14 protein-coding genes are annotated in these 12,123 nt (G+C 42.9%); 9 read left to right on the top strand and 5 right to left on the bottom strand.

All coding sequences use genetic code 11. The features are described 5' to 3' along the window. Nucleotides 1–64 precede the first annotated feature (64 nt). The 4 genes from rpoD to rpsU all read right to left on the bottom strand — a co-directional run bounded on the left by rpoD (nucleotide 65) and on the right by rpsU (nucleotide 4,586). Nucleotides 65–1,948 (bottom strand): RNA polymerase sigma factor RpoD, encoded by a 1,884-nt coding sequence (rpoD, locus tag I1A42_RS13115; RefSeq protein WP_161153934.1) that lies wholly within the window; start codon nucleotides 1,946–1,948, stop codon nucleotides 65–67. Nucleotides 1,949–2,050: 102 nt separating this feature from the next. Then, a complete protein-coding gene (gene dnaG / locus I1A42_RS13120) occupies nucleotides 2,051–3,799 on the bottom strand; it encodes a DNA primase (RefSeq protein WP_196123707.1) in 1,749 nt (582 codons plus the stop codon). 96 nt (nucleotides 3,800–3,895) lie between these two features. Further along, nucleotides 3,896–4,339 carry a GatB/YqeY domain-containing protein gene (locus tag I1A42_RS13125; protein ID WP_161153932.1) on the bottom strand — a complete coding sequence of 148 codons (444 nt, stop codon included), beginning with the start codon at nucleotides 4,337–4,339 and terminating at the stop codon, nucleotides 3,896–3,898. A 31-nt stretch (nucleotides 4,340–4,370) separates the two neighbouring features. Beyond that, complete coding sequence (gene rpsU / locus I1A42_RS13130; RefSeq protein ID WP_001145625.1) at nucleotides 4,371–4,586, bottom strand: 30S ribosomal protein S21; 216 nt, start codon at nucleotides 4,584–4,586, stop codon at nucleotides 4,371–4,373. A 255-nt stretch (nucleotides 4,587–4,841) separates the two neighbouring features. On the opposite strand from rpsU, the gene tsaD reads away from it, so the two are divergent. Beyond that, nucleotides 4,842–5,864: a tRNA (adenosine(37)-N6)-threonylcarbamoyltransferase complex transferase subunit TsaD gene (tsaD, locus tag I1A42_RS13135; RefSeq protein WP_196123708.1), complete on the top strand. Its 1,023-nt coding sequence runs from the start codon at nucleotides 4,842–4,844 to the stop codon at nucleotides 5,862–5,864. Between the two features lie 101 nt (nucleotides 5,865–5,965). Then, nucleotides 5,966–6,778 carry an alpha/beta fold hydrolase gene (locus tag I1A42_RS13140; protein ID WP_196123843.1) on the top strand — a complete coding sequence of 271 codons (813 nt, stop codon included), beginning with the start codon at nucleotides 5,966–5,968 and terminating at the stop codon, nucleotides 6,776–6,778. Between the two features lie 72 nt (nucleotides 6,779–6,850). Here the strand turns inward: I1A42_RS13140 and plsY are convergent, their stop codons facing one another. Next, nucleotides 6,851–7,456, bottom strand: a complete 606-nt coding sequence (gene plsY / locus I1A42_RS13145) for a glycerol-3-phosphate 1-O-acyltransferase PlsY (protein ID WP_161153930.1) — start codon at nucleotides 7,454–7,456, stop codon at nucleotides 6,851–6,853. Nucleotides 7,457–7,647: 191 nt separating this feature from the next. On the opposite strand from plsY, the gene folB reads away from it, so the two are divergent. The 7 genes from folB to truD all read left to right on the top strand — a co-directional run bounded on the left by folB (nucleotide 7,648) and on the right by truD (nucleotide 12,123). Next, on the top strand, nucleotides 7,648–8,001 hold the full coding sequence (gene folB / locus I1A42_RS13150) for a dihydroneopterin aldolase (RefSeq protein WP_161153929.1): 354 nt from the start codon (nucleotides 7,648–7,650) through the stop codon (nucleotides 7,999–8,001). Then, nucleotides 7,998–8,498, top strand: coding sequence for a 2-amino-4-hydroxy-6-hydroxymethyldihydropteridine diphosphokinase (gene folK / locus I1A42_RS13155; protein WP_196123709.1), 501 nt, complete (start codon nucleotides 7,998–8,000; stop codon nucleotides 8,496–8,498). Before folB ends, folK begins: the two co-directional genes overlap by 4 nt. Nucleotides 8,499–8,502: 4 nt before the next feature. Continuing rightward, complete coding sequence (locus I1A42_RS13160; protein WP_161153927.1) at nucleotides 8,503–9,273, top strand: undecaprenyl-diphosphate phosphatase; 771 nt, start codon at nucleotides 8,503–8,505, stop codon at nucleotides 9,271–9,273. Nucleotides 9,274–9,602: 329 nt separating this feature from the next. After that, on the top strand, nucleotides 9,603–9,884 hold the full coding sequence (gene ftsB, locus I1A42_RS13165) for a cell division protein FtsB (protein WP_161153926.1): 282 nt from the start codon (nucleotides 9,603–9,605) through the stop codon (nucleotides 9,882–9,884). After that, the gene (ispD, locus tag I1A42_RS13170; RefSeq protein ID WP_196123710.1) at nucleotides 9,884–10,585 is read left to right on the top strand and encodes a 2-C-methyl-D-erythritol 4-phosphate cytidylyltransferase; all 702 of its coding nucleotides are present in this window, start codon (nucleotides 9,884–9,886) and stop codon (nucleotides 10,583–10,585) included. The genes ftsB and ispD overlap by 1 nt, the downstream gene beginning before the upstream one ends. Further along, on the top strand, nucleotides 10,582–11,058 hold the full coding sequence (gene ispF / locus I1A42_RS13175) for a 2-C-methyl-D-erythritol 2,4-cyclodiphosphate synthase (protein ID WP_161153924.1): 477 nt from the start codon (nucleotides 10,582–10,584) through the stop codon (nucleotides 11,056–11,058). Before ispD ends, ispF begins: the two co-directional genes overlap by 4 nt. Before the next feature lie 18 nt (nucleotides 11,059–11,076). Beyond that, the gene (gene truD, locus I1A42_RS13180; protein WP_161153923.1) at nucleotides 11,077–12,123 is read left to right on the top strand and encodes a tRNA pseudouridine(13) synthase TruD; all 1,047 of its coding nucleotides are present in this window, start codon (nucleotides 11,077–11,079) and stop codon (nucleotides 12,121–12,123) included.

Consider the following 12,123-nt stretch of genomic DNA (forward strand, 5'->3'; position numbering starts at 1 on the left):
AAATAAAAAAAAGGTGAGCCAACGCTCACCTTTTTTCTGTTTTTGCTTAAAAAGTCATCACGACTTATTCGTCTAGGAAGCTGCGCAGAGTTTCTGAACGGCTTGGGTGACGAAGTTTACGAAGCGCTTTTGCTTCGATCTGACGAATACGTTCACGAGTTACGTCGAACTGTTTACCCACTTCTTCAAGAGTGTGGTCAGTATTCATGTCGATACCGAAACGCATACGTAGTACTTTTGCTTCACGAGGAGTCAAACCCGCTAATACATCACGAGTTGCTACTTTCAAGCTAGTTGAAGTTGCAGAATCAAGTGGTAGTTCTAGCGTTGTATCCTCAATAAAATCACCTAGATGCGAATCTTCGTCGTCACCGATTGGTGTCTCCATTGAGATTGGCTCTTTCGCGATTTTCAGTACTTTACGAATCTTATCTTCAGGCATTTGCATGCGCTCTGCCAATTCTTCAGGTAATGGTTCGCGGCCCATTTCTTGAAGCATTTGACGTGAGATACGGTTCAGTTTGTTGATCGTTTCGATCATGTGTACTGGAATACGAATCGTACGTGCTTGGTCTGCGATCGAACGAGTGATTGCCTGACGAATCCACCATGTCGCATAAGTTGAGAACTTATAACCACGACGGTATTCGAATTTATCAACCGCTTTCATTAGACCGATGTTACCTTCTTGGATTAAGTCCAAGAATTGCAGACCACGGTTGGTGTATTTCTTAGCAATTGAAATAACCAGACGTAAGTTCGCTTCAACCATCTCTTTCTTCGCTCGGCGAGCTTTCGCTTCACCGATAGACATACGGCGGCTGATGTCTTTAATACGACGAACTGACAGTGATGTTTCACGTTCGATGTTATCCAATTTTTGGATAGAACGACGAATATCATCTTCACGTACGCGGACTTTTTCTGCGTACGGTTTATCAGATGCCAAGATTTCATCTAACCATGCTTCACTAGATTCATTACCAGTAAATAATGCGATGAAAGACTTCTTCGGCATTTTTGCGTATTCCACAACGTTCTTCATGATAAGACGTTCTTGAGTGCGAACGCGATCCATTGAAGTTCGTAGTGTATTAACAAGATGATCGAACTGTTTTGGTGTTAAGCGAAATTCGCGGAACACTTCTTGAACGAGATCCGTTGCTTTTTTAGAGGCTTTACTTTCATCACCGTGCTCATTGATAGCAAGTTGCAGATTCTGGAACTCGTTACGTAAGTTAGTGAATTTCTCTAAAGCAAGCTCAGGATCGATACCAACATCTTCTTCTTCTTCAGAATCGTCGTCGTTATCTTTCTCATCGTCGTCTTCATCGTCGTCATCGTTTTTCGAGATGTCGTTACTTTCTTCTTTTAGGTCTTTTGCTGAAAGTTCTGAACCGATGTGAGTAGCAGTTGGCGCTTGGCCATCTTCATCGTCAGGATCAACAAAGCCTGTAATAAGGTCAGTAAGACGAAGTTCCTCTGCTTGAACTTTATCAAATTGTTCAAGGATGTACGGAATCGTACCAGGGTATTCCGCCACAGCGCTTTGAACTTGGTTAATACCATCTTCAATGCGCTTAGCGATATCAATCTCACCCTCACGGGTTAACAGCTCAACGGTACCCATTTCACGCATGTACATGCGAACAGGATCGGTCGTACGACCGATTTCATTTTCTACGCTAGAAAGTGCGGCTGCTGCAGCTTCGGCTGCATCTTCGTCGGTGATATTGTTATCATCGTTTAACGCGAGATCATCGGCATCTGGAGCTGTTTCAACAACCTTGATACCCATGTCGTTAATCATTTGAATAATATCTTCTACCTGCTCTGAATCTACGATTTCAGCGGGTAGGTGGTCATTTACTTCGGCGTAGGTCAGATAGCCTTGCTCTTTGCCTTTAACAACAAGTAGTTTCAGCTGTGACTGCGGATTTTGATCCATAGACGGTATCCAACTTCGTATCTGGTGAAGGAATAAAGTATGCGAAATGCAAACCACGTATTATAACAAATTGAGACTCTGCTGACTATCTATTAATCAGGGTTACGCTTTCAGGTCGTTCATTAACGCCAGAAGCTCCCTCTTTTCATCGACTGATAAACCGATGCTTCTGTCTTTAGCGAGCAAGGTTTCAATTTGTTTCTCTACACACTGGGCTAAAATTTTGTCCAATGAGTCTAAAAATAGTTCTTCTTGATTGTCTTCAACAAGAGGTATATCCCAACTTGCTAGACGAGAAAGAAGTATCTCGTTTTTTTTGTTTCGCCAGTGCTCCATGAGCTGGCCAGTAGTGATATGGGGATGTTGCTGGCATTTATCAAGGACCTCTACTAATAGAGATAATCCCGGAATCTCCAGACCTCTGACAGCTGATAGATTTGGCACCATTTCAGCATAGCTCGGATTCTGGAGAAGCAAAGCTATTACTTCCCTCATCGGGGTACGTTTTATCTCTTTATGTGGCTGCGGACGTGCATTAGTTTCCTGATTCACGACCGGTTTTTTGTAAATGCCTGTTTTTTGTTCAAGAAGTCTAAGTAGTTGTTCTTGAAGATATTCATCAGGAACTTTACGAATTAAAGGTAGTGCTAATGCTTCAAGTGCTGCTTTACCTTCGTTATTGCCCACATCAACCTGTGTCAAAAGATTGCTAAATAAATATTTCGATAGAGGTTCTGCTGTTTGAACTTGTTGTTCAAATGCATCTTTACCATATTTTCGAATATAACTATCCGGATCTTCGCCATCAGGTAAAAAAAGAAATTTCAGTACATTACCGCTTTTCAGGTAGCCCAATGCGTTTTCTAAAGCACGCCAAGCGGCTTCACGACCCGCACGGTCTCCATCATAGCAGCACACGACGGTATTTGTTTGGCGAAACAGTAATTGTAAATGGTCGCCAGTCGTCGATGTTCCTAATGATGCTACGGAATAATCCACACCATATTGTGCTAATGCCACCACATCCATATATCCTTCGACCACCAAAATTTGTGGTGGTTCACGGTAGGATTGGAGCACTTCATAAAGGCCATATAGCTCTTTGCCTTTATGAAAAATTGGCGTTTCAGGCGAGTTTAGGTATTTCGGTGTACCATCACCTAATACCCGCCCACCGAAGCCGATCACTCGACCTCGGCGATCTCGAATGGGGAACATTACCCGGCCGCGAAAACGATCGTATCGATTGCCTTTGTCGTTCTCGATGAGCATCCCGCCAGTGACGAGCATATCTTGAACATTTCGGCTTTGACCAAAGTTTTTGCGGACCGAATCCCATTCATCAGCCACATAACCAATACCGAATTTTTGAACAATTTCCCCCGAGAGACCGCGATTTTTTAGATAATCGATAGCGACTCGATTGGAGGGGACTTTTAATTGTTGACGGTAATACTGAGCAATACTGCCCATTAGGTCATAGAGGCTACGTTTTTCTTCACTATTCGCTTTCGGTGTATTGGAGCGATTTGATGAAGGGGTGGAATTCGCTTCTCTAGGGACTTCTAATCCTAGTGATGAGGCGAGTTCTTCAATGGCTTCTGGAAACTCCAGTCGCTCATATTCCATAAGAAAATCAATGGCATTACCATGCGCCCCACATCCAAAACAGTGGTAAAACTGCTTTTCTTGGCTAACGCTAAAAGAGGGGGTTTTTTCATTATGGAATGGACAACAAGCAGAGTAGTTTTTGCCCTTTTTTTTAAGTTTTACACGTGCGTCGATAATATCGACAATATCAAGTCGAGCCAGGAGATCATCAATGAAACTACGAGGAATGTGTCCTGCCATAAAACCTAAAAGAAAGTCCCAATTTATTGAAGAGAGATACAAACAAGCCGTGCATTCCAGAGGATAGCACGGCTTGATGTAATTAGGGTTGGATAACTAAGCGAGTTGAGCTTTCACTAAACCACTTACTTTACCCATATCAGCGCGCCCTTGAAGTTGCGGTTTCAAAAGAGCCATCACTTTACCCATGTCTTGCATACCTTTAGCCGAAGATTCTGTAACTGCATTAGCAATTAATGCTGCAACTTCTGTCTCAGTCAAAGGCTGAGGCATAAATTCCTCAAGTACAGTGATTTCAGCTTTTTCCGCGTCAGCTAGATCTTGACGACCCGCTGATTCATATTGAGCAAATGAATCGCGACGCTGTTTAACCATCTTAGTCAATACAGCAACGATCTCATCGTCAGAAAGAGTAATTCTTTCGTCGACTTCACGCTGTTTAATGGCTGATAAGGCCAAACGAATTGTGCCAAGGCGTATTTTATCCTTGGCTCTCATCGCAGATTTTTGCTCTTGTTTGAGTTTATCAATAAGAGCCATAACGGATTTCCTTAGATTTGGAATTCAGTTATTAGTACAAGCGAACGCGACGTGCGTTTTCGCGAGCAAGCTTCTTAGCGTGACGCTTTTGAGCTGCTGCTTTAGCGCGTTTGCGAACTGTAGTTGGTTTTTCATAGTGCTCACGACGACGCACTTCAGAAAGGATACCTGCTTTTTCGCAAGAGCGCTTGAAACGACGTAGAGCAACGTCGAACGGTTCGTTTTCACGTACTTTAACTACTGGCATATGCCTTTCACCTCAGGGGTTAATTCGTTAATGCTGGTATTTCTTCACCAAAACGTGCTCAGTGTTTTTTGCAAAACAGTGAGCTGTTGGGTTTATAACCAGCGAGATCAAAAATGGTGAGGAATTTTAATCCGAACCTCACCTCTTTGTAAAGGGTTTTGTCGCCCATAGTCTGTACAAAATTTGTTTGTAATGCAAACCCGAGGTAACATGGCGCCAATTTTGAATTCTTAATGGCAGCGTGCGAAGAAAATTATGCGCATTATTGGTATTGAAACCTCTTGTGATGAAACGGGTGTAGCGATTTACGATGATGAGAAAGGCCTCTTGGCTCATCAGCTTTATAGTCAAATTAAACTCCATGCCGATTATGGTGGTGTGGTGCCAGAGTTGGCATCACGTGATCACGTTAAAAAAGCTGTACCATTGATTAAACAAGCGATGGCAGATGCCAATTTGACGCCTGCAGATATTGATGGTGTGGCCTATACAGCGGGCCCAGGTTTAGTCGGCGCATTGTTAGTGGGTTCTACCATTGGTCGTAGTTTAGCTTACGCATGGAATGTGCCTGCAGTACCGGTTCATCATATGGAAGGACACCTGCTTGCGCCAATGCTAGAAGATACGCCACCGGAATTCCCATTTTTAGCCTTGTTGGTGTCTGGTGGGCACACCATGATCGTTGAAGTACGAGCTATTGGTGATTATAAAATTTTAGGCGAGTCGATTGATGATGCCGCAGGTGAAGCCTTTGATAAAACGGCTAAGCTCATGGGGCTGGATTATCCTGGCGGTCCATTGCTAGCTAAATTGGCCGAGAAAGGGCATGCGGGACGTTTTAAATTTCCTCGCCCAATGACGGATCGCCCTGGCTTAGATATGAGTTTCTCTGGATTAAAAACGTTTACTGCGAATACAATCGCAGCACAAGGTAATGACGAACAAACTCGTGCCGATATTGCTTATGCATTCCAAGAAGCGGTTTGTGATACGTTAGTGATTAAATGTCGTCGTGCCCTTGAGCAAACGGGACTAAAACGAATTGTGATTGCTGGTGGTGTGAGTGCGAATAAGGCGCTTCGTCAGGCATTGGAAACGCTTGCGGCTAAACGCGGTGGTGCGGTGTATTATCCTCGTACTGAGTTTTGTACTGATAACGGTGCGATGATCGCCTACGCAGGCATGCAACGTTTGAAAAATGGTGATGTGACCGATTTGAGCTTGGAAGCAAAACCTCGTTGGCCAATAGACCAATTGAACCCAATTACGAATCAGTGATTTTATTGGGTTTGATCCAAGAGTGAACGATGAACGGCTACCTGTATTGGTGGCCGTTTTATATTGAAATGAAACAGATAGATAAAGATAGGGACTCTATGATGAATACCTTTGTAATCGATGGTTGCACCATGAGTTATATCGATCAGGGTGAAGGTGAAGTGATTGTGCTCGGCCACAGTTATCTTTGGGATAGCCAAATGTGGGCACCACAAATTGAGGCACTTAGTCAGCATTACCGCTGTATTGTTCCTGATTTATGGGCTCATGGGCAGTCAGATATGGCGCCTAAAAGCACACGCGGCCTACGCGATTATGCGCTGCATATTCTGGCTTTAATGGATCACTTAGGGATTGAACATTTCTCGATTGCAGGTTTGTCGGTGGGGGGAATGTGGGGAGCGGAAGTCGCTTTAAGTGCTCCAGAGCGAGTTAAGAGCTTAGTATTGCTAGATACCTTTTTGGGCTTAGAACCACAAGTCACACACGATAAGTATTTCGCGATGCTGGATGCTATTAGCCAAGCAAAATGTATCCCACAGCCAATCGTTGATAGTGTTGCTCCGCTGTTTTTCTCCCATCAAGCGGAACAAACACATCCTCAATTAGTGTCTGCTTTTAGAGAGCATTTAAGTCGATTAGAAGGAGAAGCTGTCGTTAATATTGCTCAAGTCGGTCGTTGGGTATTTGGACGTCGTGATGCATTGGATGAGTTAGAACATTTGGCTCTACCCGTATTGATTGCGGTAGGAGCTGAGGATAAACCTCGACCAGCTTTGGAGTCGTATTTGATGCAAGATGTGATTGATGGCAGTCAGTTAGAGATTATCCCTGCAGCGGGGCATATCAGTAATTTGGAACAGCCTGAAATCGTTTCTGAGATGTTACTCAAATTCTTCGCTAAGTTTGCTTAGTTATTGTTTATCTATATAAAAGCCATGAAATACATGGCTTATTTATCACGTCTAGTTTGGGCTAGAACACGTTTAATCTTCACTTACGAGCTTTTTTTCGCCCACCTTAGGTTCTGTGCCTAAAAATAGCCGTTTAATATTTTGGTGATGGCGCAGTACGATCAAACAGCACAACATCGCAACTGGTAGTGTGTATTGAGGTTTGATCATCCAAGTGTAAAGCGGTGCAAGAAGCACGGTGACTAATGCAGCTAATGATGAATAGCGAAATAAAACCGCGATTGCGAGCCAAGTTGCCATAATGATTGCGGTAAGATCTAATCCGATAGGGGCAATGGCTCCTAATGCGGTCGCAACACCTTTTCCACCTTTAAAGTGAAAGAAAATAGGATACATGTGACCTAAGCACGCGGCTATCGCAATGATACCTAAGACAAAGGGAGGAATTTCGAGAAAGTAGCTGCCCCAAACAGGAATAGTTCCTTTAAGCATATCGAAAAAAAGGACTGCAGCGGCTGCCTTTCTGCCGCCGATTCTAAGCACATTCGTTGCTCCTGGGTTTTGAGACCCTGTTTCTCTTGGATCTGGAAGGCGCAGTAAACGACAGATCAATACGGCACTGGATATCGACCCAAGCAAATAGGCGAAAATCGTCATAATCAGTGCCAATGGAGTCATAATTGCCTCTAAGTCGATATTTATCTACATAAATCGCCGTCTATTTGACCAGATAATTAACCAAAAATAAAAAACTATCTGAAATTTACACCTAAGTTTGGATTCGGTATATGATATTGCGACTAACAGATAGTACGATGTTTTCATCGATTTGGGTATCCGACCTGTATGTAAAAGGAAACAAATAAATAATGGATAAAGTTTTTATCGACCAGCTTGAAGTTATTGCCACCATTGGTGTTTACGACTGGGAACAGCAGATCAAACAGAAACTCATCCTCGATATCGAGATGGCTCATGATAATCGTCCCGCAGGTTTAAGTGATAACGTTGTTGATGCGTTAGATTACTCGACAGTTAGTACTGCAATTATTGAACATATTGAATCTGGAGCATTTTTGTTAGTTGAGCGTGTAGCTGAGGAAGTGGCTGAGCTCATCATGACAAAATTCTCAGTGCCTTGGGTTCATATTCGTTTAACTAAGCCAAAAGCAGTTGCTCAAGCGCGTGGTGTAGGAGTGATCATTGAACGGGGAGAGTTATGATCGCAACCTATGTTGGCATAGGCTCAAATATTGATCGTCACAATCATATTGAATCCGCACTCGCCGAATTAAAAAGGCTAGGGAAAGGAGTTACTCTTTCCACCATCTATGAGTGCGAGGCAATAGGGTTTAAGGGGCAACCATTTTATAACTTAGTGGTGGAGTTCCAGACCCAATTATCTTTACAGCAGTTGGCTAGCGAGTTAAGAGACATTGAGCTTCGATTAGGCAGAACGGTTGATGCACAGAAATTTCAACCGAGAACCATCGATCTTGATATTATTTTGTATGGTGATATTTGTTCAAAACAGAAACCAGAATTACCGCGCTCTGACATATATCGCTATCCCTTCGTTATACAACCTCTATATGAACTTTGTCCGGAACTTATTATCCCAAATGACGGTCGTTCTATTCGGGATGTTTGGTCACAAGCCAAAGATTTAGATGTTCTTAATGCTATCGAACCTTGGTTCGACTTAACGATAATCGAGTAAATACATGGATATAATTCAAAGCGCAATTCTAGGCCTTATTGAAGGCGTTACCGAGTTTTTGCCTATTTCGTCAACAGGGCACTTAATTATTGCGAGTGAGTGGCTAGGTTTGCCGCAAACTGACAGTAACAAAGCCTTCGAAGTTATCATTCAATTGTCCGCTATTTTGGCGGTGTTAACGAACTATAAAGAACGTTTTCATCCTAAATATGTGTCATTGTGGGTCAAAGTTTTTATTGCCTTCTTACCGATCGCCGCAATTGGCTTCTTATGTAAAGACATCGTGAAGTCTTTATTTACGATTGAAGTCGTACCTGTGATGTTCATCATTGGCGGTATTATCTTCCTGATCGTTGAATGGTATATGAAGAACCGTCAACCGACGACACACACACTGGATGATATTTCATACAATCAAGCGATAGCGATTGGTATTGCGCAGGTATTTGCATTGATTCCAGGTACTAGCCGAGCTGGTTCAACCATTGTTGGGGCTCTACTGGCTGGGGTGAGTCGTACGGCGAGCGCTGAATTTTCGTTCTTGCTTGCTCTACCTGTGATGTTAGCAGCAAGTGGTCTAGATTTAGTGGAACACTATAAAGATTTTGCAGGTAGCCAAGCGACAACCCTTATTGTTGGTTTTGTGGTGGCTTATATTTCTGCATGGATTGTGATGAAGTTATTCCTCGCATTCCTTAATCGTTTCACCTTCAATGCGTTCGGTATCTACCGAATTGTGTTTGGTGCGGCGCTATTGTATTGGATTTATGCATAATCTAATGTACTGATACCATGATGCGTATAGGCCCTGTAAATGGGCCTTTTTTATGTCTAATGTAAGGCACGCGCTAATTTCTCGCATTGGCATGACACCTTTTGTGATTTAATGGTTAGGCTTTACTACGAAGTAGCTTCAAGATATTTGTTTAGCGATAAGTCTTGGTTATTTTTAAGTGTGTCAGGATATTGAGTAAATATATGATGTGACAACGGCCTTAGCTCGCCTATCGAGCGAGCATATGCTATAAGAAGGCCGTTTCCCCCAGTGTTAATCTATTAATGCCGCTTCTTTACGGCATTAAACTAAGTAATGAGTGTTGAGTTATGCGTGCATTTGCCCTGACCTTAGTCTTACTGCTTGGCTGTCTGCAATATACATTGTGGTTTGGCAAAAATGGTATTTCTGATTATAAAACGGTCTCTAGTGAAATATCAGCCCAAGAGCAAATCAATGCTAATTTGCATCAGCGCAACCAAGAAATGTTTGCTGAAATTGATGATCTAAGAAAAGGTTCGGATGCGATTGAAGAGCGCGCGCGTCATGAATTAGGTATGGTGAAAGAGGGTGAAACGTTCTACCGGATTATTGGTGAGGATAAAGATTAATGAATGAATCTATTACCGCTATTGTTCCTGCTGCTGGTGTAGGCAGTCGAATGAAAGCGGATCGCCCTAAGCAGTATTTAACCTTGTTAGGGCAGACCGTACTTGAGCATACGGTCACAAAATTATTATCTCATCCTCTTATTAATCAAGTTGTTATTGCTATCAGCGACGATGATCCTTATTACTCTACACTTGCTTTAGCCAATCATGATCAAATCGTTCGAGTCAGTGGTGGTACTGAGCGAGCGGGCTCAGTTCTTTCTGCATTAAATTATGTATGCCAAAATAGCCACAGTGAGTGGGTATTAGTACATGACGCCGCGAGGCCTTGCTTTAGATTAGATGATGTATCGAAACTTATTGATACCGCAACTCAGCACAAGGTGGGCGCTATTTTAGCTTCACCGGTACGTGACACAATGAAACGTGCTAATGATGAACAGGATATCGATCATACGGTTGAACGTGTGGCTTTATGGCATGCTTTAACCCCGCAAATGTTTCGTGCTGAGCCGCTAAAGCACGCTTTAAGTACCGCAATACAACAAAGTGTGACAATTACCGATGAAGCTTCGGCTTTTGAATGGTTAGGTCATAACCCAGCACTGGTCGCAGGACGAGCGGATAATATAAAAATAACTCAACCAGAAGATCTCGCGTTAGCCGAGTTCTACCTACGACGAGATGAGGAAATGAAATGATTAGAATTGGCCATGGATTTGATGTCCATAAATTTGGTGGTGAAGGCCCTGTCATTATTGGTGGTGTTGCCGTTCCTTACGAACAAGGTTTGATTGCACATTCTGATGGGGATGTTGCTTTACATGCGCTATGTGATGCATTACTTGGTGCTATTGCTGCTGGTGATATTGGACGTCATTTTCCGGATACAGATGACAAATGGAAAGGGGCTGATAGCCGTGAATTACTCAAAGATGTCTATCGCCGTGTACAAGAGCAAGGTTATACCTTAGGTAATGCAGACATTACGATTATGGCGCAAGCGCCTAAAATGGCTCCGCACATAGAGGCTATGTGTCAAGCTATTGCTCTCGACCTCAATACTGATTTACACAACATCAATGTAAAAGCAACAACGACGGAACGTCTAGGATTTACAGGACGTAAAGAAGGCATTGCATGCGAAGCCGTCGTGTTACTAACCCGCTCGTAATCAATAGCGAACAAAAGAATGACAGATATTTTAGCGCCGTTTGCTTATCTATGTGGTAAGCCAACGGCTAAAGCAAAATTAAAAGCTCAACCTGAACATTTTCGAGTGATTGAAAATCTTGGCTATCCTCTTTTAGGTAAAGGGGAACACCTGATGGTTCGAATCCGTAAAACGGGTGAAAATACCACTTATGTTGCGAATGAGTTGGCAAAAGCTTGTGGGGTTAAATCGAAAGATGTCAGTTGGGCTGGCTTAAAAGATCGCCATGCAGTCACCGAACAGTGGTTAAGCGTGCATTTGCCTGATGGTGGTTTACCAAACCTTGCGCAATTTGAGGTCGAGCATCCTACGATCGAAATTCTTGAAATGACACGTCATAACAAGAAACTTCGTCCTGGAGAGCTGAAAGAAAACCACTTTGTGGTGACTTTATCCGAAACCACAGATATTGATGATGTGATACAACGCCTAGAAGTGGTTAAAGAGCAGGGAGTACCAAATTATTTTGGTGCTCAGCGTTTTGGCAAGGAAGGTAATAACCTTCATGAAGCTCGCCGCTGGGGGCGCGAAAACGTACGAACTCGAAATCAAAATAAACGCAGTATGTATTTGTCTACGGCGCGTTCTTGGATATTTAATCACATCGTTTCTCAGCGCATTGAACAGGGGGTGTTTAATCAATTTATCAGTGGTGATATTGCGTTGCATGGCAAAGAGGCAACATTAGTTGACCAAAATAATCTTGTGTCTCTTCAAGCTGAGCTAAATGCAGAGCAAGTACAAATTAGTGCTGCTCTAGCTGGTGACAACGCGTTACCTACTCAAGATCAAGCCCTCGCGATTGAGCAACCATGTCTCGATAATGAAAAGGATTTGATGGCGTTAATTTGTGGTAATCGTATGAGACATGATCGCCGTGTTATTTCATTAAAAGCAAAAGATTTGGTCTGGAGTGTCGATAACGATATGATAACGTTGAACTTCACTTTAGATTCTGGCAGCTTCGCCACATCGATTGTTCGTGAGTTGATTGAGGAAATTCCGGTAGAACGCCACTATGACTGA

It is taken from the genome of Vibrio nitrifigilis (genome assembly GCF_015686695.1).
GTDB lineage: Bacteria > Pseudomonadota > Gammaproteobacteria > Enterobacterales > Vibrionaceae > Vibrio > Vibrio nitrifigilis.

What these genes read in the sequence shown, in the direction of transcription:
- rpoD (WP_161153934.1), bottom strand. Translation starts at nt 1,948, where the DNA reads ATGGATCAAAATCCGCAGTCACAGCTGAAACTACTTGTTGTTAAAGGC.
- dnaG (WP_196123707.1), bottom strand. Translation starts at nt 3,799, where the DNA reads ATGGCAGGACACATTCCTCGTAGTTTCATTGATGATCTCCTGGCTCGA.
- I1A42_RS13125 (WP_161153932.1), bottom strand. Translation starts at nt 4,339, where the DNA reads ATGGCTCTTATTGATAAACTCAAACAAGAGCAAAAATCTGCGATGAGA.
- rpsU (WP_001145625.1), bottom strand. Translation starts at nt 4,586, where the DNA reads ATGCCAGTAGTTAAAGTACGTGAAAACGAACCGTTCGACGTTGCTCTA.
- tsaD (WP_196123708.1), top strand. Translation starts at nt 4,842, where the DNA reads ATGCGCATTATTGGTATTGAAACCTCTTGTGATGAAACGGGTGTAGCG.
- I1A42_RS13140 (WP_196123843.1), top strand. Translation starts at nt 5,966, where the DNA reads ATGAATACCTTTGTAATCGATGGTTGCACCATGAGTTATATCGATCAG.
- plsY (WP_161153930.1), bottom strand. Translation starts at nt 7,456, where the DNA reads ATGACTCCATTGGCACTGATTATGACGATTTTCGCCTATTTGCTTGGG.
- folB (WP_161153929.1), top strand. Translation starts at nt 7,648, where the DNA reads ATGGATAAAGTTTTTATCGACCAGCTTGAAGTTATTGCCACCATTGGT.
- folK (WP_196123709.1), top strand. Translation starts at nt 7,998, where the DNA reads ATGATCGCAACCTATGTTGGCATAGGCTCAAATATTGATCGTCACAAT.
- I1A42_RS13160 (WP_161153927.1), top strand. Translation starts at nt 8,503, where the DNA reads ATGGATATAATTCAAAGCGCAATTCTAGGCCTTATTGAAGGCGTTACC.
- ftsB (WP_161153926.1), top strand. Translation starts at nt 9,603, where the DNA reads ATGCGTGCATTTGCCCTGACCTTAGTCTTACTGCTTGGCTGTCTGCAA.
- ispD (WP_196123710.1), top strand. Translation starts at nt 9,884, where the DNA reads ATGAATGAATCTATTACCGCTATTGTTCCTGCTGCTGGTGTAGGCAGT.
- ispF (WP_161153924.1), top strand. Translation starts at nt 10,582, where the DNA reads ATGATTAGAATTGGCCATGGATTTGATGTCCATAAATTTGGTGGTGAA.
- truD (WP_161153923.1), top strand. Translation starts at nt 11,077, where the DNA reads ATGACAGATATTTTAGCGCCGTTTGCTTATCTATGTGGTAAGCCAACG.